This is a genomic window from Arthrobacter sp. 05T444, from assembly GCF_056395905.1.
Window position 1 is genome coordinate 205036 of record NZ_JBFTKK010000006.1, and the last position, 18008, is coordinate 223043.

The 18008-nt window shown below is 64.8% G+C and carries 18 protein-coding genes and 1 tRNA gene; 6 read left to right on the top strand and 13 right to left on the bottom strand.

All coding sequences use genetic code 11. From position 1 onward, the window contains the following. Window positions 1-14 precede the first annotated feature (14 nt). The 5 genes from nrdI to AC1DD3_RS08390 form a co-directional block, all read right to left on the bottom strand. On the bottom strand, window positions 15-443 hold the full coding sequence (gene nrdI, locus AC1DD3_RS08370; RefSeq protein WP_230119642.1) for a class Ib ribonucleoside-diphosphate reductase assembly flavoprotein NrdI: 429 nt from the start codon (window positions 441-443) through the stop codon (window positions 15-17). Between the two features lie 111 nt (window positions 444-554). Then, a complete protein-coding gene (nrdH, locus tag AC1DD3_RS08375; protein ID WP_056625338.1) occupies window positions 555-800 on the bottom strand; it encodes a glutaredoxin-like protein NrdH in 246 nt (81 codons plus the stop codon). A gap of 468 nt (window positions 801-1268) precedes the next feature. After that, on the bottom strand, window positions 1269-2594 hold the full coding sequence (locus AC1DD3_RS08380; RefSeq protein ID WP_476881400.1) for a class I SAM-dependent methyltransferase: 1326 nt from the start codon (window positions 2592-2594) through the stop codon (window positions 1269-1271). Further along, window positions 2591-3316: a DUF1365 domain-containing protein gene (locus AC1DD3_RS08385; protein ID WP_476875600.1), complete on the bottom strand. Its 726-nt coding sequence runs from the start codon at window positions 3314-3316 to the stop codon at window positions 2591-2593. Before AC1DD3_RS08385 ends, AC1DD3_RS08380 begins: the two co-directional genes overlap by 4 nt. Then, window positions 3313-4668, bottom strand: a complete 1356-nt coding sequence (locus AC1DD3_RS08390) for an NAD(P)/FAD-dependent oxidoreductase (protein WP_476881401.1) — start codon at window positions 4666-4668, stop codon at window positions 3313-3315. The genes AC1DD3_RS08385 and AC1DD3_RS08390 overlap by 4 nt, the downstream gene beginning before the upstream one ends. A 124-nt stretch (window positions 4669-4792) precedes the next feature. Between AC1DD3_RS08390 and AC1DD3_RS08395 the strand changes: the two genes are divergently transcribed. Next, window positions 4793-5710: a LysR family transcriptional regulator gene (locus AC1DD3_RS08395; protein ID WP_476875602.1), complete on the top strand. Its 918-nt coding sequence runs from the start codon at window positions 4793-4795 to the stop codon at window positions 5708-5710. A 45-nt stretch (window positions 5711-5755) separates the two neighbouring features. After that, window positions 5756-6265 carry a DUF2004 domain-containing protein gene (locus AC1DD3_RS08400; protein ID WP_476881402.1) on the top strand — a complete coding sequence of 170 codons (510 nt, stop codon included), beginning with the start codon at window positions 5756-5758 and terminating at the stop codon, window positions 6263-6265. Between the two features lie 65 nt (window positions 6266-6330). Here AC1DD3_RS08400 and metE read toward each other — a convergent pair whose 3' ends face one another. Continuing rightward, a complete protein-coding gene (gene metE / locus AC1DD3_RS08405) occupies window positions 6331-8610 on the bottom strand; it encodes a 5-methyltetrahydropteroyltriglutamate--homocysteine S-methyltransferase (protein ID WP_476881403.1) in 2280 nt (759 codons plus the stop codon). Between the two features lie 62 nt (window positions 8611-8672). Beyond that, a complete protein-coding gene (locus tag AC1DD3_RS08410; protein ID WP_476881404.1) occupies window positions 8673-9638 on the bottom strand; it encodes a methylenetetrahydrofolate reductase in 966 nt (321 codons plus the stop codon). A gap of 517 nt (window positions 9639-10155) precedes the next feature. On the opposite strand from AC1DD3_RS08410, the gene AC1DD3_RS08415 reads away from it, so the two are divergent. Continuing rightward, on the top strand, window positions 10156-10353 hold the full coding sequence (locus tag AC1DD3_RS08415; RefSeq protein WP_476881405.1) for a hypothetical protein: 198 nt from the start codon (window positions 10156-10158) through the stop codon (window positions 10351-10353). A 36-nt stretch (window positions 10354-10389) separates the two neighbouring features. Here the strand turns inward: AC1DD3_RS08415 and AC1DD3_RS08420 are convergent, their stop codons facing one another. The 4 genes from AC1DD3_RS08420 to AC1DD3_RS08435 form a co-directional block, all read right to left on the bottom strand. Next, a complete protein-coding gene (locus AC1DD3_RS08420; protein ID WP_476881406.1) occupies window positions 10390-11643 on the bottom strand; it encodes an ROK family transcriptional regulator in 1254 nt (417 codons plus the stop codon). Window positions 11644-11766: 123 nt separating this feature from the next. After that, complete coding sequence (locus AC1DD3_RS08425) at window positions 11767-12912, bottom strand: class I SAM-dependent methyltransferase (protein WP_476881407.1); 1146 nt, start codon at window positions 12910-12912, stop codon at window positions 11767-11769. Window positions 12913-13521: 609 nt separating this feature from the next. Next, complete coding sequence (locus AC1DD3_RS08430; protein ID WP_476875607.1) at window positions 13522-13824, bottom strand: DUF4193 domain-containing protein; 303 nt, start codon at window positions 13822-13824, stop codon at window positions 13522-13524. A 167-nt stretch (window positions 13825-13991) separates the two neighbouring features. Continuing rightward, a complete protein-coding gene (locus AC1DD3_RS08435; RefSeq protein WP_476881408.1) occupies window positions 13992-14342 on the bottom strand; it encodes a zinc ribbon domain-containing protein YjdM in 351 nt (116 codons plus the stop codon). A gap of 130 nt (window positions 14343-14472) precedes the next feature. Here AC1DD3_RS08435 and AC1DD3_RS08440 point away from each other — a divergent pair, with 130 nt between their 5' ends. The 3 genes from AC1DD3_RS08440 (at window position 14473) to AC1DD3_RS08450 (ending at window position 16836) form a co-directional block, all read left to right on the top strand. Next, window positions 14473-15045, top strand: coding sequence for a hypothetical protein (locus AC1DD3_RS08440; protein ID WP_476881409.1), 573 nt, complete (start codon window positions 14473-14475; stop codon window positions 15043-15045). Between the two features lie 283 nt (window positions 15046-15328). Then, complete coding sequence (locus AC1DD3_RS08445) at window positions 15329-15589, top strand: helix-turn-helix transcriptional regulator (RefSeq protein WP_476881410.1); 261 nt, start codon at window positions 15329-15331, stop codon at window positions 15587-15589. Beyond that, window positions 15586-16836 carry a type II toxin-antitoxin system HipA family toxin gene (locus AC1DD3_RS08450; RefSeq protein ID WP_476881411.1) on the top strand — a complete coding sequence of 417 codons (1251 nt, stop codon included), beginning with the start codon at window positions 15586-15588 and terminating at the stop codon, window positions 16834-16836. The genes AC1DD3_RS08445 and AC1DD3_RS08450 overlap by 4 nt, the downstream gene beginning before the upstream one ends. 163 nt (window positions 16837-16999) lie before the next feature. Here AC1DD3_RS08450 and AC1DD3_RS08455 read toward each other — a convergent pair whose 3' ends face one another. Then, window positions 17000-17494 carry a DUF805 domain-containing protein gene (locus tag AC1DD3_RS08455; protein ID WP_476881412.1) on the bottom strand — a complete coding sequence of 165 codons (495 nt, stop codon included), beginning with the start codon at window positions 17492-17494 and terminating at the stop codon, window positions 17000-17002. 257 nt (window positions 17495-17751) lie between these two features. Continuing rightward, window positions 17752-17827 (bottom strand) — tRNA-Ala (locus tag AC1DD3_RS08460). Window positions 17828-18008: the final 181 nt, after the last annotated feature.

Here is an 18008-nt window from a genome sequence, read left to right on the forward strand (position 1 = left end):
TCCTTCGGACCTGGTTACTTCTGTGTCTGCGACAGTCGTGTCCAAAACTCTTCCAATCCTTTTTGTACACGGTCGACGTCTTCCGGCGTCCCCATGAGTTCGAAACGATATAGGTGCGGGACCTGGCACTTGGCAGCGATGATGTCCCCCGCCATGCAGTAGTTGTCCCCGAAATTCGTATTTCCCGCCCCGATGACGCCCCTGAGCAGGCTGCGGTTCAGCGGGTTGTTCAGGAACCTGATGACTTGCTTGGGTACGGAGCCTTCGCCGCCGGTTCCGCCGTACGTCGGGAGTACCAGCACAAACGGCTCGGAAGCCGTGAGCGGCTGGTCCTTCTGATGCAGCGGAATCCTGGCGGCGTCCGTACCCAGCTTGTCGATGAAGCGCTTGGTGTTCTCGGAGGACGAGGAGAAGTAGATGAGGTGACTGGATGTCCGGTTCATGGGCGTCGTATTCGCAACATCCGCTGCGAACGGCGCATCGGCAAGTGCCGGCGCTGCCATGGGGGTCACCTCATCTACGTAAAGTTCTTTGCCGGAAACGGCGGATGAAGCCTAGGCCACCGAAGCGGCGGCGCTCAGCGCCAGCTCTTCGATCTTGTCCGGGCGGAAGCCTGACCAGTGGTCCTGGTCCGTCACGACAACCGGAGCCTGCATGTATCCCAATGACTTCAGGCGCTCGAGGGCGTCCGCGTCCTGGGAGATGTCCACGCTCTGGTAGGTGATGCCTTTCTTATCCAGCGCGCGGTAGGTTGCGTTGCACTGAACACAGGCCGGCTTCGTGTAAACCGTAACGGTCATGGTCCCTGTCCCCTTTGTCGAAGTCACTGCTTCTGTACTCTTGACGTCTTGTCTTGCTTGAAGTCTTTGTTCATCGTTGCGGTGGACTCTGGCCTGGAACTGGAATCGGCCTGGAACTGAAATCCCTGTCCGATACTGGCTGCGCCGGTCTCCCGCTCAATCTGTATGTCGATACTACATGTAGTGCAAGGCCCCCAGCGGAACCCCTAGATGATGTATTACAAGTATGTCATTTAATGCACTTTTAATCCACAGGCAAGGGTCGCCAAAATGTCCGGATTTCCGGCTTTTTCGAGGACGAAATCCACACCCTGTGGAGTACTTAGACACATTTAAACGCCTGCGTGTCGTGCGGAAGACGGCGTGTCGAACGTGCCCGCGCATGCCAGGAATTGTGGTCCGGGGCACGCAGAAGAGGCCCGAAAGCATGCTTCCGGGCCCCTCCTTGTGATTAAGGAAACGGCAAATCTAGAGCTGTGCCTCCCGGCGGTCCAGGACGATCTGCTGCACGTCCAGGTAGCCGGACTGGAAACCGGCCCGCGAGTAGCACAGGTAGAACAGCCACATCCGCTGGAAGACTTCGTCGAACCCGAGCTCCCGCACTTCGCGGGAGCGGACCAGGAACCGCTCCTCCCACAGCCGCAGCGTGGCCGCGTAGTGGTCACCCATCCCCCGGCGTTCCCGGACACGGAGCGTGGTGTGCTGCTCGGTGACGCTCTCGATCGCCCGCACGGAAGGAAGGAACCCGCCGGGGAAGATGTACTTGTGCACCCAGGTGTAGGCATTCCGCGTGGCGAGCATGCGGCCGTGCGGCATGGTGATGGCCTGGATGGCCACCTTGCCGCCGGGAGCCAGCACCCGGTCGATGGTCTGGAAGTAGACCGGCCAGTACTCATAGCCCACCGCTTCAATCATTTCGACGGAGACGACGGCGTCGTACTCGCCTTCCACCGCGCGGTAATCCTGCAGGGCAACCGTGACCTGGCCTGAGTAACCGGCTTCCTCGATGCGCTGCTGTGCCAGGGCCTGCTGCTCGCTGGACAGCGTCACCGTGTACACGGTAGCGCCGCGGGCAGCGGCGCGCAGGGCGAGCTCACCCCAGCCCGTGCCGATCTCCAGCAGCCGGGTCCCCTGGCCCACCCCGGCCTTGTCCAGCAGCCTGTCGATCTTGGCCTGCTGGGCGGAGGCCAGTGCATCCCAGCCGACTTCCGGTAGCGGGCCGGCTCCGGCGGCAAACAGCCCCGAGGAGTAGCTCATGGTGGTGTCCAGGAAGTTGGAGAAGAGCTCGTTGGAGAGATCGTAGTGGCGCGAGATGTTGCCCCGGGTGTTCTGCTCCGTGTTGCGTTCCTGGCGGGGCGCCCGCGGCAGGTAGAGGCTGCGCAGCTTCTGCAGCGGCACCGGGATGAGCGTGTCCAGCGAGGAGGCAAAGACCTCCAGGACGCCGGCGAGGTCGGACGCCTCCCAGTCCCCGGCCATGAAGGACTCCCCCAGCCCGATCAGGCCGTTGTCGCCGATGCGGGCGTCGAAATCCTCCGGCCTGACCATGGTCATCACCGGCGAGCCGGCGTCCCCGGTCCCCAGCACGGACCCGTCGGGGTACTCAACGCGCAGCGGCAGCCGCCGGGCGGCACCCCTGAACAGCGCGCCGGCCGCCTTGCCGGCAAGGACCGCCTTCGCTCCTGCAGGAGGACGGGCGACGCCGGGCCACACCTCGGCGTCGATGGCCGCCGGAGCAGCCGGGATCCGGAACGGACCGGATGCGTTTCCCTGGTAGGTCGGGTCTGTGAGTGTCATGAGACTGCCTCCTGTGATGGGTGGTGGGGGCGGTTGATGATGGGCAATCCGCGGGCCCAGAGTTTGATTCCCTGCCAATGGATCTGCAGCACAAGGCGGAGAGGTGCCAACGGAACGGCGAGCGCCGCGGCGAGGATGCTGCGCGGAGTGGCGGCCTGTCCGACCCCGGTCATGGTGGCGGTAAACGGCTTGCGCCCGGCACGTTCCAGCACCACCGCGACGGCGAGGTTCCCGTCAGGTTCAGGCAGGTTCATCAGGTAGCTGCCGTCCACCTCGTTGAACGGGGAGACGTAGAAGTCCTTGTCGGTCCTGGCACGTCCGGACTCATCCGGATGCAGCAGGTAGCAGTGCTGTTCGCCATAGGTGTTGTGGACCTCGGCGATCACGGCGTGCAGCGCGCCGTCAGCGCCGTGGCACCAGAAGAGGCTGATGGGGTTGAAGACCTGTCCCAGCACCCTGGCGTTGGCCAGCATGGTGACCTTGCCGCCGTCGGGCTTCGCACCGTTGACGGCGAGGAAGCGGTCAACGTTCTCCCGGATGCTGGCCGCCGGGTCCCCCAGGTGGTCCTTGGCATGGAAACCGGCGAGCGGACGCAGCCACCAGGGCAGCAGGGGCAACGCGTCAAGGTCCACGAACCAGCTGTAGCTTCGGTAGGTGAAGGCGTTCTCCAGCGGATCCCGCCGCACGTGGCGGATGCTGGTGCGGTAGATGGCCGCCGTCATGGGACAAGCTCCGCCGGCCGCCCGGCTTCCGGCACCTCGTGCGGGTCTGCGGGCGCTTCCCAGTCCCGGCCCAGCAGCGCTGCCGCCCGAACCCCGGACGCTGCACCGTCCTCATGGAAGCCCCAGCCGTGGTAGGCGCCGGCGAACGCGAGCCGGGAGTCGCCGAGTTCATCAAGGCGGCCCTGCGCGGTCACAGTTTCCGGCGTGTACTGGGGGTGTTCATAGACGAGGTCCTGCAGTACGGCTCCCGGTTTGATGAGGTCGGATTCGCCAAGGCTCACGATATAGCTGCCGCCGTCGTCCGGGCTGAGCCGCTGGAGGCGGGTGAGGTCATAGCTGACCAGCACGTGGTCCGGGCGGGCCCCGCAGGAAGGAAGCCGGTAATTCCAGGACGCGCGGGCCGCTTCGGTGCGCGGCAGAACGGCGGGATCACGATGGAACTTGATGTGGTTCACAGAATAGGGCATGTCGCCCAGGATCCTGACTTCGTCCGGCGTCGGCTCCGCCATCATGGCCAGTGCCTCGCGCGGGTGCGCGGCGACGACGGCGGCGTCGAACTCTTCGGTGCCGGCCGCCGTCGTGATTTCCACGCCGGATCCGGTGCGACGCACCGCCAGCACGGGGCTGCCGAGGCGGACCTCCTGTAAACCCGCGACCACGCGGTCAACGTAACTGCGCGAGCCTCCCTTCACGGTCTTCCACTGCGGCGAACCCTTGATGCCGAGCATGCCGTGGTGATCCAGGAAGGTGAAGAGATACCGTGCCGGATACGCGAGCGCGGTCGTCGGGTCGCAGGACCACACGGCGCTCACCACCGGCGCCATGAAGTGGGCTGTGAAGTAGTCGCTGAACTTTTCCCGGTCGAGAAAGGCGCCCAGCGTTTCCTCGCCGTCTTCTGCGGCGGCGGAGGACAGCAGTGCGCGCGCCTTTCGCCAGAAGCGCAGGATCTCGGCCAGCATCCGCAGGTACTGGGGACGCAGCAGGTTGGCTGGCCGGGCAAACACGCCGGCGGCTCCCTTGGCCCCGGCGTACTCGAGGCCGCAGCCGTCGCACCTGATGCTCATGGTCATGTCCGAATCCTGCGTTTCGACACCCAGTTCGCCGAACAGCCGGATGAGGTTGGGGTAGGTGCGGTTGTTGTGCACGATGAAGCCCGTATCCACGGCGAGCGTCCCCGAAGTCTGCGGGACGTCGTGGGTGTGGGCGTGGCCGCCGGGCCTGGCTTCCGCCTCGAAGAGGGTGACGTGGTCACGCCGACTGAGGATGTGCGCGGCCGTCAGGCCCGCCACCCCGCTGCCGACGACGGCGATGCGCCGGCTCTCGTCTCCACTCCGTGCTGGGCTGGGTGACAATCTTTGCTCCTTTTGCTGAACAGCTGCCGCTGATTGACTACTCAGGGGCTATTCGGAGCCATCAGTCATACGGATGGGCGGGCAATTTTTTCGCTGCAAACGGCACCGAGAGTAAGGTGAGCTGGTGGTTAACCCCGTACATTTGAGGACCTTGCTGGAGGTCACCAGGCTGGGATCCTTCGCGGCCGCGGCGAGCAGGCTCGGGTATACTGCCTCGGCCGTATCCCAGCAGATGTCGGCCCTGGAACGGGACACGGGAGTGCACCTGTTCCAGCGTTCGGCACGGAGCGTGGTGCCCACCGATGCCGCCTTGGTGATGGCCCGCCACGCGGCCAAGGTCCTCACCGACATTGAAGCGCTGATGGCCGCCGCGTCCAAGACCCACGACACCACCAGCCAGGAGCTGAGGCTCGGAATCTTTCCCAGCCTTGCCACCTACGTCCTCCCGCGGATCCTGAAGAATCCGGCGTGGAAAGGTCTCGGCATCGACCTCCGGGTTTCCGTGGCCGAACCCGCCCAGACGATCCAGGGCCTGCGTACAGGCGGCGACGTGGACGTGGCGCTCGTGTACCAGGTGGGCCAGTCCGGGCTCGCGTGGCCGCACACCATCAACCGGCAGTGGATCGGCGACGACAATTTCCGCGTGGTCCTACCCACCGGATGGGGCTTCCGCACTGAGGCCAAAGTGGCCGCGGACCACCTCTCCGACATGCCCTGGATCATGCATCACCCGGGCACGAGCGACGCCACGGTGATCGAACGGCTCTTCGCCAGCTGCAACCTGCACCCCCGCGTGGTGGCCTACAGCGATGACTTCCACGCCAGCCTTGAAATGGCGGCCGCCGGGCTGGGTGCCGCACTGGTACCTGAGCTTGCGCTGCGCCACCGGCCGGCCGGCGTGGTGGTGCTGGACGTCCCGGAGATCAGGCTGGCTCGCAACGTCTTCGCACTGCTGATCAACGACAAGAAGACTGCCCGGGTGCAGCTCTTCGTGGACCTGCTGGCTGACACGCTGGGCAGCCTGGGGTCTCCAGATAAATAATCCCCGATGCTGGAATGCACCGCTATTCGGGTCTATGTTGAAGATATGACCACCAAGGTAGCGAGCCAGCACTTCGGAGAGATCGAGCTCAACCACGGCCGGGACCACAACGTCGCCGCGGAGCATGAGCTGGCTGGCCAACGCCTTGAGCTGGACCTCAACATCAACGCCCATGACCACTTCGATGAGGCGGCCATGCACAAGGTGGACTACCGCTTGCGCTACCTGCCCGAGCTCGTGGATGAGGTCCGGGAGATGATCGCGGAAGAGCTGGAGCAGGACGGGACGAGCCCCCAGGAGTATCTCCGCTTCCACTGCAATGCCATCAAGGACGAGCACCTGCAGAAGGTCTTCGGCGTCTCAGACAAAAGCCAGCTCACCAATGCGGTGTTCCTGAAGGCCCTGAAGCTGGGCCACGTGGGAATCTACCCGGGCCAGCCCGAACGCTATTTCGTCCTCGACTTCACGCTGGGTTCCCACTTCACCGACGAAGTGCTCGTGGCGTCTGCGGATGAAGACGGCGTGGTGGACGACGAAATCGTCTGGGAGTCCTGAACCCACCCCCAATTCGAATCGATTGCTCCATAGCGGCCCTTTTGAGGGCTCAAAACGGCGTTTGCTCAGCAATCGATGATTAAACGCCGACGGCGGGCGGCGCGGGTCTTCAGGCCGCAGTCCGGGTTGACCCAGAGCTGGCGGGACGGGACGTGCTTCACGGCGGTGCTGAGCAGCTCGGTGACTTCCTGCTCACCCGGGACGCGCGGCGAGTGGATGTCGTAGACGCCCGGGCCCACGCCGCGGCCGAAGCCGTGGGACTCGAGGTCGTGGACAACCTCCATGCGTGAACGGGCGGCCTCGATGGAGGTGACGTCCGCGTCCAGGCCGTCGATGGCGTCAATGATGGCGCCGAACTCGGAGTAGCACAGGTGGGTGTGGATCTGGGTGGCATCGGCAGCACCGGCGGTGGCCAGACGGAACGAGTTCACGGACCAGTCCAGGTAAGCCGCCTGGTCGGCCTTGCGCAGGGGAAGGAGTTCGCGCAGGGCGGGCTCGTCCACCTGGATGACCTTGATGCCGGCGGCTTCGAGGTCGGCGATTTCGTCGCGCAGCGCCAGGCCAACCTGGTTGGCGGTCTCGCCCAGCGGCTGGTCGTCGCGGACGAAGGACCAGGCCAGGATGGTGACCGGACCGGTGAGCATGCCCTTCATCGGCTTGCTGGTCAGCGACTGGGCGTACTCGGCCCAGGCCACTGTGATGGGGGCGCTGCGGGTGACGTCGCCCCAGAGGATGGACGGGCGGGTGCAGCGTGAGCCGTAGGACTGGACCCAGCCGTGGACCGTGACGTCGAAGCCTTCCAGATTCTCGGCGAAGTACTGGACCATGTCATTGCGCTCGGGCTCGCCATGCACCAGGACGTCGTAGCCGAGCTCTTCCTGCAGGTCGACGACGCGCTTGATCTCGTCCTTCATGAGCTGCTCGTACTGCTCGTTGGTGAGGTCGCCCTTGTTGTTGCGGGCACGGGCGGAGCGGATCTCGGAGGTCTGCGGGAAGGAGCCGATGGTGGTGGTGGGCAGCGGCGGCAGGTGCAGTGCCTCTTCCTGGGCGGCTTCGCGGACCGAGTACTCGGAGCGATTGAAGTCGGCCGGGGTCAGGGCTGCGGTGCGTGCCCGGACGTCGACGCGCTGGACGCCCTCGGCGGCGGCACGGGAAGCGATGATGCGGGTGGCTTCATCGATGGCCGGCTGCACGGACGCGACGTCGGTCAGCAGGCCTGCGAGGGCGACAACCTCGACAGCCTTCTGGTCAGCGAAGGCCAGCCAGCTGCGGAGCTGCTCGGACAGCTGTGCCTCTTCCTCGACGTCGTGCGGGACGTGCTGGGTGGAGGTGGACGTGCTGATGGCCAGCTTGGCCACGGACTTCTTCAGTTCGGCGATCTTGTCGGCAGAGGCGGCAAGATCGTTGCGCCAGATGTTGTGGCCGTCCACGACGCCGGCAACCAGGGTCTTGCTGCCCAGTGCCGCCAGTGCTGCGGCGGACGGGACGGCGCCCTTGAAGACGTCGATGTGCAGGGCGTCGATGTTGGTGGCCGCGAGGGTGCCGAGCTGGCCGTTCAGGGCGCCGTACGGGGCGGAGACGAACAGCTGCGGGCGCTGGCCGGCCGCGGAGAGGACTTCGTAAGAGCGGGCAACGGCGGCCTGGATCTCCTGCGCGGAGGTTTCCTGGTCAACAACCAGGGCCGGCTCGTCCAGCTGGACCCAGCTGGCGCCGGCAGCGGCCAGCTTCTCGAGCAGTGCGGTGTAGATGGGGAGTACATCCTCGAGGCGCGACAGCGGGCTAAAGCCGGCCGGGGCGTCGTCGGAAGCCTTGCTGAGCAGCAGGAAGGTGACCGGGCCCACCATGTAGGGACGGGTCTCCACACCGTTGGCCAGGGCGTATTCGAACTCTTCAACGATGCGGTTGGAGGTCACCGCGAAGTTGGTCTCCGGGCCGATTTCCGGCACCAGGTAGTGGTAGTTGGTGTCGAACCACTTGGTCATTTCCAGCGGCTGCTCGTCCGTGTTGCCGCGGGCCAGGGTGAAGTAGCCATCGATGTCCAGCTGTCCCTCAGCGTTGAGGAGGTTGCCGAAACGGGCCGGCACGGCGCCGAGGTGAGCGGCGGCGTCGAGCACCTGATCGTAGAAGGAGAACGTGCCGGGAACGGCGGCCGCTTCGATCAGGCCCAGGCCCTGCAGGCGCTTGGCAGTGCCCAGCTGGATTTCCTTGGCGGCGGCGTCGAGGGCGGCGGCGTCGATCTTGCCGGCCCAGTAGGCTTCGACGGCCTTCTTGAGTTCGCGGCGGCGGCCGATGCGGGGGTAGCCGAGGATTGAGGCGGACGGGAACGGGGTGTTCTTCTCAGTCATGTGAATTTCCTTGAATGGTTGGGAAGGCTTGCAAGTCTTGGGGAGTGGTCGGCTGGCCGTGGTCAGCTGGCGAGCTGGCGGCGGGCGATCGCGTTGAGGCGGCTGGCCGAGCGTGCCGGACGGACGAGCGAGAGCTTGTCCAGCACCTCCAGCGCGCTCTGGTGTTCATTGAACGTGTACAGGTGCAGGCCGGGGGCCCCGGCATCCAGTGCCGCGTTGGCCAGGTCCACCGTGGCGCCCACACCGATGCGCAGGCGCTCGGCGTCGGAATCCGCCGCCGCCAGCCGCTCGATGAGTTCCGGAGCCGGTTCGACGCCCGTCAGCTCGCCCAGCCGCTTCAGCCGACGCAGGCTCGTGAGCGGCATGACACCGGGGATGATGGGGATCGTGACTCCTGCGCGGCGCGCCCTCGTGATGAGGTCCGCGTACTGCTCAGTGTGGAAGAAGACCTGGGTGATGGCGAAGTCCGCGCCCGAGCGCTGCTTGGCCAGCAGCACCTCGACGTCGTGCGCCTCGCTCGGGGATTCCGGGTGCCGGGTAGGATAGGCCGCCACGCCGACTGCCACCTTGCCGGCGCACAGCAGCGCCGACCGCCGCTGCTCAACCCGGCGGATCAGTTCGATCAGGTCCTGGGCGTAGCGGAGGGAACCGCTGACCGGCTCGCCGCTGTCCTTGGGCTGGTCGCCGCGCAGGGCAAGGATGCCGCGCACCCCGGCGTCAAGCAGCTCGCCGATGATTTCGGCAAGTTCCGACGGAGTGTTGCCGACGCAGGTCAGGTGGGCCAGCGGGCGGAGGGTGGTCTCCAGGACCAGGCGGTTGATGAGTTCGACGGCGGTGTCCCGGTTGGAGCCGCTGGCACCATAGGTGACGGACACGTAGTCGGGGTCCGTCGTCTCCAGCTCGCGGATGGTCGTCCACAAGGTTTCCGCAGCCGCGGGCGACCGGGGAGGGAAGAGCTCATACGACAGCGCCACAGGGGCCGTGTCGGAAAGATTTGGATGGGTCTCAATAAGGCTGGGTGGTGACATTTGCGTCCTTGGCTATGGGCCATTGAAAGCAGCACTGCCGTGGCGGTGGCCCGTGCAGTGTGCGGTCAATGAATTGAGTTTGGGGAACACGGAACGTACTTCGGCAGGGCGCAGCCGCGACTGTTACGCCTGAATAAAAGCAGTCCGTGAGCAAATGTCAGGCCCACATGGGGGCACCCACACCCTCCTTGGCTGCCGACAGGCGGCAGGACCACAGCGGAGGATCGCTGACACGTTACCTCGGTAACTTGTATAGAACTTTAGAAGCCGGGTGGGGGCCGGTTCAAGTCGGCATCGAATTAAGACGCAGTCTTACGCCTCCGGTTGTGCCCTGCACAGAATATTCTTCGCTCAACGCGCCCGCCGGCGCCAGATGGCCTGGCCGCGCTCAACTGGGGCGCATCAGGCCGGACGGTTCGACGACGACGTTGGTCCCGGCGTCGTCAGTCCCGCTTCCGGCGCTGCAGAAGTAGCCGTTACCCTCCCCATGCAGGGGGAACGGGTCTATTCTTTTGCCATGATCCAGCTACCAGCCAGCTACCAGGAATATCTTGTCGGCAAGGACCCAAGCTTCGTTGACATGGTCCGCCCGGTCCTCATGCAGTCCGCCGCCGACAGGCTCCATGGCGTGCGTGTGCTGTTCATTCCGAAGGGGCACCAGGCGCACCTTGACGACACCATTCCGTACGGAACGATTGTCGAGGACATCGATTAGGGTTGCCACCCGGCACTAGTCGCCGGGTCCGAAACCTCAGCCCTCCAGCAGCAGCCGCTGCGCCCGCGGAGCCAGCGTGTGCTCCAGGACGAGGCACGCAGCGCCCACGGCCCCGACGTCCTCCCCCACACCCGTGCCCACCACTTCAATGCCATGGATGTTCCCCGCGTCGCTGTTCTGATTGATCAGTTCGGGAACCTGGTCCAAATAGCGCCGTGACAGCGGAGCCCAGAACGGTCCGCCGAACACCACGCGGTCGACGTCGAGCGTGTTGGCCACCACCGCCGCTGCCCGCGCCACGAGCGCCGCGGACTTGTCGATGATCGCAGCGGCCGCGCCGTTTCCCGCCTCCGCAGCCTCGCAGAGCAATGCAAAACCGTCCTGCACCGCAGGCCCGCTCGTCAACGGACTTGAGTCGTCCAGAATGCCGGCGGCCTGCGCTTCCGCCACGAGAACCTGGGGAATGCAAGAGGACTTTACGCAGCCACGAAGGCCGCAGTCACAGGGCGGCCCGTCCGGATCAACGATGATGTGGCCGATCTCTCCGGCGTTACCCGACGTACCGCGGACCACCTCGTCGTTGAGGACAATGCCGCAGCCGATACCCGTGCCCATGTACATGAAGATGAAACTGCCCGTGCCGCTGGGGCCGCCAGCCCAGGTTTCCGCCACGGCGGCGCTGGTCACGTCCTTGTCCATGAGCACCGACATCCCCGTGGCTTCGGCCAGCGCGTCCCGGAGCGGAACGCTGTCCCACCCGTTCAGCAACGGCGGCTCCACCACGGTGCCGTGGTCATGGTTGATCGGACCCGGAGTAGCCACCCCCAGGCCGGCAATTTTGTCCCGGTCCACGCCGGAAGCGTCCACGAGTTGTTCGATCTCTGCGGCGATGGCGGAGATGACGGCATCCGGATTGCCGTCGTCCGGAGTCTTGATCTGCGAATGCTGAACCACTGCACCTGTGAGGTCCAGCAGCACGGAAGTTGCGACGGCGGGATCCAGGTGCACACCCACTGCATACATACCCGACGGATTAAGTCGCAGGATGGTCCGTGGCTTTCCTGGCCCGCTCCCCTCTTTCCCTGCCTCGACAATGAGGTTCTGGTCCAGCAGCCGGCGGGAAATGTTCGAGATTGTCTGCGGCGACAGGCCTACGATCTGCGCCAGCTCAACGCGGCTGAGGCCTCCTGAGGATCGCCGGATCGCGTCCAGGATGACTGTCAGGTTGAAGTCACCCATGCGGGGAAGGTTGGTTCCGCGCCGCGGTGTGGGCTGGCGGATCTCGGTCAATGAATCCCCTAAGCATCGTCGGTGCGTCACTATCGATGTCTGAATCGTACGTTACCTACCGGTATACGGGTATGTCCCCACACGCGGACCAAGGCGGAGGGCAGCCCGTGCCGGCTGCGGCGCTTAGCTGCCGTGCAGTTTGGTGCTGGCAGCCACCGTGAATTTCGGGTTCCTGCCTTTGATGCGGGTCGGTCCAACGAGCCTTTCGAGAGCCGGCAAGTATGGCAGATGACTGTTGAAGACCGTCCACAGCTCACCCCCGGGAGCCAGCACCCGGGCCGCGGCCTCGAACATCTTGATCCCCGCACCGGCGTGGACGCTCGCGCCAAGGTGGAAGGGGGGATTTAGCAGGATGAGGTCGGCGCTGCCGGCCGGAACAGAGCTCATCGCGTCGTCCTGAAGAACAGTGATCTGCCTGTCCAGGCCATTCGCCACTGCGGTGGCCGCTGCGGACGCAACTGCCGCCGCTGACTGGTCCGTGGCCGTCACCGCCGACCCCGGATGGGCGCGCGCATACATGGACGCCAGGATCCCGGTGCCGCAGCCCAGATCCACTGCGCTGCCGGCCGCAGGGATCGCCGGAAGGAACTCCAGCAGGAAGCGCGTTCCGATATCCAGCCTGGTGCCGGCGAATACTGCACCGTGCGCGCAGACGGTGAGATCGAGCTCGGCGTTGTGCTCCATCACCGGGTACGGCGACGCCGGCTGCCCGGGTATTGCGCCCGATGCCACGAGGAGCCGTGACTTCTGCCGCGCCAGCTGGGGCTGGACGGTTTCAAAATACCGCCCCAGCACCGCGTTCATGCCAAGGGACATGTGCTTAACCCGGCCGCCGGCAAGCAGCACGGTTCCGGCGGACGAGTACCGTGCCACGGCGTCGGAAATTTCCTCGAGCTCGGCGAGCGTCTTGGGAAGCTGCAGCAGCACGATGTCCGCGCCGTCCAGCAGCGCTGCCCCCAGGGGCAGCTGCACAAACCCGGCGTCGACGCCGAGTGCAGCAGCATTGTTGCGGAGTGCACGCTCCCCCGTGATGAGATCCTGGTGCACCCGAACCCGCGCAGGCGGTGACGCACGGCCAGCGAGCAGCCCCAGCGCGAGAGCCCCGTAGCGGTCGCCGATGACCGCAACGCTGCTCTCGGGCGTCAGGAAGTCGGCGGCTGTTTCCAGCAGCAGCGTGTCGGTGGCGTCCCATGCCTGCAGGTTCGCGGCCTCAACGTCCGGGTACCTCCGCAGCCTGCCCAGTAGGTGCCCAAGGCTGTTTTCCGTCACCTGTTGCCGCCGCCTGTTCTTTACTGCCTGCCGATGCCGAATATGCCGCGCCCCCTCGAGGGGGCGGGCTACTGAGCAAACTTACCGCGAATCCGGTGCGGGCAGCCCGCCCAAAACCCGCACCGTCGCTGACGGACGGGAATGAACCCTTCTTCGGAATGCAGCATCGGGACCTCCAGAAGCCGCTACCCCACCTGATTGCTTGCGGCAACGAATTAAGCTTGATTCGTCGGACAGCGTCGGTTGGGGGCTGTTTCGACTCAGGACTGGCCTGGCGTGTTGTTGCAGCGACGCGCTTGATGTCTCCGCCGTAGTGGTTGGCATGGTCGTGTTCACGGTGGGGTATTTCGTGCCCATCGAGCGCGCTTCGCTGGGCTTTCGGAAGCTGCATCCCCTCTTCTGCTCGATTTATGAGCGTCCGTTTTGGCGGCACGAACGCTTCTGGAAGCTCAGCGCAACCGCATACCTTGAGATGTTCAATTGCAACCCGTTCAAGACAATGTTCACATTCTCTTCGCAATCAGCTTCGTGATGCGGCCGCGGATCTGTTGCCGCGGCGGCACCGTGCATCATTCCGGATCCGGGAGCAGCCCGGCGCGTAGTTCCGCCTTAGCCTTCACAGTCAGTGCAGTATGCGTGACCGTCCTTTTCACGTGCGATTTGGGACCGGTGCCGGACCAGGAAACAGGAGTAGCAGGTGAATTCGTCCTCCGCCTGGGGTACGACCTGGACGACCAGTTCCTCGGCGACGAACTCTCCGCCCGGGGTGACGGCGCCGTCCAAGGCGTCAGCCTCGTCCAGCTCCCGGACGACGCTGCGGGCGTCCGGGGCGTTCGCGGACTGAAGCGCCTCGAGGGACCTGTCCTGAGATTCTTTGACGTCGGATCGTACTTCGTCGTAATCGGTTGCCACTTGGTTCGTTCTCTTCTCTGACGTTCTTATCTGACGGGAATGCAACATACACCATTTCACCGGCATTTCCCCTATCACGAGGACATGGGGGCGGAAGCTGGGAACGGCACACGACGGGCGCCGGTAGGGCTCGCTGACGTTTCCGTGGCTCGTACTGCTGTCGGTCCCTAAACCTTTTTCACCACGCTGGACTTCAGCTGCATGGGACCCACACCGTCGACTTTGCAGTCAATGTCGTGGTCACCCACGCCGTCCAGGAGGCGGATGCCGCGCACCTTGGTGCCAACCTTGATGACGCTGGAGCTGCCCTTGATCTTGAGGTCCTTGACCACGGTGACGGTGTCGCCGTCGGCCAGCACGTTTCCCACGGCGTCCCTGATGACCCGCTCCCCCGGCCCGTCCGCTTCAGCCGGCGCCGCTGACCATTCGTGGCCGCATTCAGGGCAGACCAGGAGGGCACCCATCTCATACGTGTATTCGCTTGAGCAATCTGGGCAGGGAGGAAGCGTCTCGTTCACGCTGCCTATCCTAATCCGCGCGTCAGGGGCCGCGGCTGTCGCTGCAATCGAACGAAGTCGAGATTCCTGGGCCGCTGCGGGCATAAACTTCCCCTGTAAGCATCGTTGGAGTTAACTCAAGGATGGCGTCATGACCGCGATCGATCCGGAATTGCTGACCTTCGAGTACAGGCTCCGGTATCGGGGCGCCCCCGGCCCCGAGCACGATCCGGCTGACCTTCCGATGCGGTGGGAAATCACTATTAGCGGCGGACACAACGAAGACGACGTCCAAGTCGGAAGCGCGGCCGTCTACCTTGTGCCAAAGGCAGGGATGCTCAACCTCGCCGTGGCAGCCGACGGAACGGACCGGGAAATGGAGCTGGTCGCAGAGATGCTGACGAGTGACCGCCCGGACCTGGTGGCCGAGTATCTCCAGTACGGCGGTGACCTGATGGTCGTCTCGTCCCTGGAAATCCTTCCTGAATACCGGGGCGACAGGATCGGCTACTCGGCTTTGCACGCAATTATCGAGACGATCGGCAGGTCCGCTGACCTGGTTGTGCTTCATGCAGCTCCGGCGACCAGCGGAGCTTTTCCAGACGAGAAATCTCCTGAATACGAAGCGGCGACGACGGCCCTGAAATCGTACTGGCTGGATTTCGGCTTCGAGGAAGCCGCCGGAGACTACCTGGCGATCGTCAAACAGAAGATCCTGGAATGATGCTTCCGGCGCGCGCTGGCAGGTTCCCGCACCTGCCAAGGCGTGTCGATTACTTTGGGCGCACCGGTGCCCGTGCTACCCGGAACGGCGTTGCCCGTTGGCATGTATCTTGACGTCCCCATCATAAGATTCCAGTGCCCCTCCCCCCAGGAGATCGCAGGTCAGGCTGGGTCGGGTCGGAGCCGCACGCCACTAACAATGGGACATATATGGTGCATCTGCGAAGTAAGCTCGGATGTGCCAGATATGTCCCAAACGCAGAAAATCCCGATATGATCAAAATATGTCACATTCGCCGGACTTGACACCGTTCTATCGCGCAGTGGATGCCATCTCTCTCGGTCTAGCCATCAGCGATGCCCGCAAGGAAGCATCCCTGACGCAGCAGGAACTGGCCGACCGGATCCGCACCACCCGCCGCACCATCCACCGCCTCGAACACGGCGAAGCGGTATCCATGATCGTCGCGATGGACGCAATCCGTGCCCTCGGCCGGGATGTGGCGCTGATCCCCCGGTTCTCCAAGCTGCAGGTCAAGCCGTGACCCGCCGCAGCCTTGAGGTCTTCCTGCACGGACGCCACATCGGGGTTCTCTCCGGCACGCCCCTGAGGCTGGCCTTCCAGTACGACCGGGACATCGTCGCCGAATATGGTGCATCGTCCATCTTGCTCTCCCTGGCGCTCCCGGTGTCGCGGAAGAAACTGGACGGCCCCGCGGTCTTTAACTACTTCGACGGACTGCTGCCCGAAGGCCAGGTCCGCTCGCACCTGGCTGCCGAGAACCGGATCACCGCACCGGATGCCCTCGGCCTGCTGTCCGTCCTCGGGGCCGACTGCGCCGGCGCGGTGCAGGCGCTGCCGCCGGGAACCGGACCGGACGGGCCCTCGCAGGCGGTAGCCATGACGGACGAGGAGGTCCGCCATGTCGTTGAGTCACTGCCGACCTGGGATCTGCCCGCCAACTTCGCCATCACGGCCTCCCTGGGCGGCGTCCAGTCAAAGGTCCTCCTGAGCAGGCACGACGGCGGGTGGGCCTGGCCCGGACGGGGCGCGGTGTCCACGCACATCATCAAGCCCGAGCCGCTCGATTCGCCGATCCCCCAGCTCCTCACCTCCGAAGACTGGGCCCTCCGGGTCGCTGCGGCAGCGGGGCTGCCGGCAGCCCAGGCGCACCTGGAAACGTTCGGGGAACGGGACGCCATCGTCGTGACGCGCTTTGACCGCACCCCGGACGGAGGCAGGCTGCACCAGGAAGACTTCACCCAGGCTCTCGCCCTCGCGAGCACGGCCAAGTACGAGGGAACCACGGTCCCGCCGTCCCGGCTCACCCGAGTCGTTGCTGCCGCGTCACCGCACACCCGCGACCCTGACGATTTCCGACGTGACCTGCTCCGGGCCGTCACATTCAACCTTGTCATCGGCAACGGCGATGCCCACTCGAAAAACTACTCGGTCCTGATCCGGGACGGCGGCGAAGTGCTGCTCGCTCCCCTGTACGACGTGGCGCCCACGCTGTTGCTCTACCCGCCAAGCTCCAACGCCGGCCACGCGCTCGGCGGGCAGATCGGGCTGAATCACCTCACACTGGAACACCTCGTCCGGGAAGGAGCGGCCTGGGGCCTGGAAGCGGATGATGCCAGGGCCACCGCGCGATCTGCAATGGAGGCCGTCGGGCAGGCTGCAGCGGCGACCAGGTCCCCTGATGACCGGCTGCAGTTCCTGAACGACCTCGTGCCGGCCAGGGTTGAGGACCTCCTCACCGGCGGGACGGCCCGCCGGGCACTCCCCTGACTCCTCCGCTCGCCCGGCAGCATGGGCTGATCCCGGAAGTGGCGCAAACGAACTCTGTTGGCGGATTTCGGGCCACTACCGCCCTGGGCACACAAAAGGGGCCGCACCTCAGTGCAGCCCCTTTCGCGCTCTCCGAACAGAGGTCCTTGCGGCCAGGTCCTGACTAGACGCCGCCGGGCTGGTCGAAGCGCTGTCCTGCCGGGTTGGAGGGCAGAATCATGAACACCAGCAAGGCCAGTGCACCCAGGAACGGCACCAGCCCGAGGAGCACCAGCCAGCCGCTCAAGTTCACGTCGTGCAGACGCCGTACGGTGAGCGCCAGGGACGGAACGATGGTGGCCAGCGCCCAAATGACGAGCAGAACGTAGCCGACGATGGCACCAGGTCCGGGAGCCGGGGTGCTGCCGAGGCTAGAACTTGCCGGCGTGGCGGAAGCTCCCGCTCCTATGATGATGTTCACGATGATGCTTACGCCAACGGATACCAGGGTCCACCACCAGTATTCGCTGCGGCTGGCCCTCCCTGAGAACGTGGCGTACTTCTTGAAGAACCGGCGGACTGATGCAGGGAAAGGCGCGCCGTAGTACGGAGCCCAGAGTGGCGGTTCGCCCTGCCAGGGTTGCGCTTGCTGCTGCTGCGGGTATTGCGGATAACTCAAGTTGTACCCCCATGTTTTCGAGTGAGTGAAACGAGCTCATCCTAAAGCTGCGACCTGGCGGAAGGGCGGTTCGTGGGACAAAATTTACCCTGTTGCGACTTTTCTGTGACCTGGCCTGGATTTGCTCAGGCGTCAGAAGGATGCATGAAGGTTCCGTGAAAAGTGGTCGAAAGGTGCCCACGTGTCAGAGATGTGTCGAGTTTCGGCAAAGAAAAACCGCCAGAACCGGGCCGCAGCCCTGAGTTCCAGCGGTTTCTTGGTGGAGCTGAGGGGACTCGAACCCCTGACCCCCTGCATGCCATGCAGGTGCGCTACCAGCTGCGCCACAGCCCCAAACCTTGTTCCTGCCGGACTTTTGTGTCTCCCGGAAGCAACCTGAATAGCCTAATGCACAATTGGGCTGGAAGCCAATCAGTCCGTCCCCGCGCCCGGCACGTTGACTTCTCGCCGCGGCCTTTTTGAGTGGCTAAGCGCAAGTGGGGACCCCGGACTCCAAGACTTTCCCAAGGTCTGT

Excerpts from the sequence above, each read along its gene's own strand:
- nrdI (WP_230119642.1), bottom strand. The coding sequence starts at position 443 with ATGAACCGGACATCCAGTCACCTCATCTACTTCTCCTCGTCCTCCGAG.
- nrdH (WP_056625338.1), bottom strand. The coding sequence starts at position 800 with ATGACCGTTACGGTTTACACGAAGCCGGCCTGTGTTCAGTGCAACGCA.
- AC1DD3_RS08380 (WP_476881400.1), bottom strand. The coding sequence starts at position 2,594 with ATGACACTCACAGACCCGACCTACCAGGGAAACGCATCCGGTCCGTTC.
- AC1DD3_RS08385 (WP_476875600.1), bottom strand. The coding sequence starts at position 3,316 with ATGACGGCGGCCATCTACCGCACCAGCATCCGCCACGTGCGGCGGGAT.
- AC1DD3_RS08400 (WP_476881402.1), top strand. The coding sequence starts at position 5,756 with ATGACCACCAAGGTAGCGAGCCAGCACTTCGGAGAGATCGAGCTCAAC.
- metE (WP_476881403.1), bottom strand. The coding sequence starts at position 8,610 with ATGACTGAGAAGAACACCCCGTTCCCGTCCGCCTCAATCCTCGGCTAC.
- AC1DD3_RS08410 (WP_476881404.1), bottom strand. The coding sequence starts at position 9,638 with ATGTCACCACCCAGCCTTATTGAGACCCATCCAAATCTTTCCGACACG.
- AC1DD3_RS08415 (WP_476881405.1), top strand. The coding sequence starts at position 10,156 with ATGATCCAGCTACCAGCCAGCTACCAGGAATATCTTGTCGGCAAGGAC.
- AC1DD3_RS08440 (WP_476881409.1), top strand. The coding sequence starts at position 14,473 with ATGACCGCGATCGATCCGGAATTGCTGACCTTCGAGTACAGGCTCCGG.
- AC1DD3_RS08445 (WP_476881410.1), top strand. The coding sequence starts at position 15,329 with ATGTCACATTCGCCGGACTTGACACCGTTCTATCGCGCAGTGGATGCC.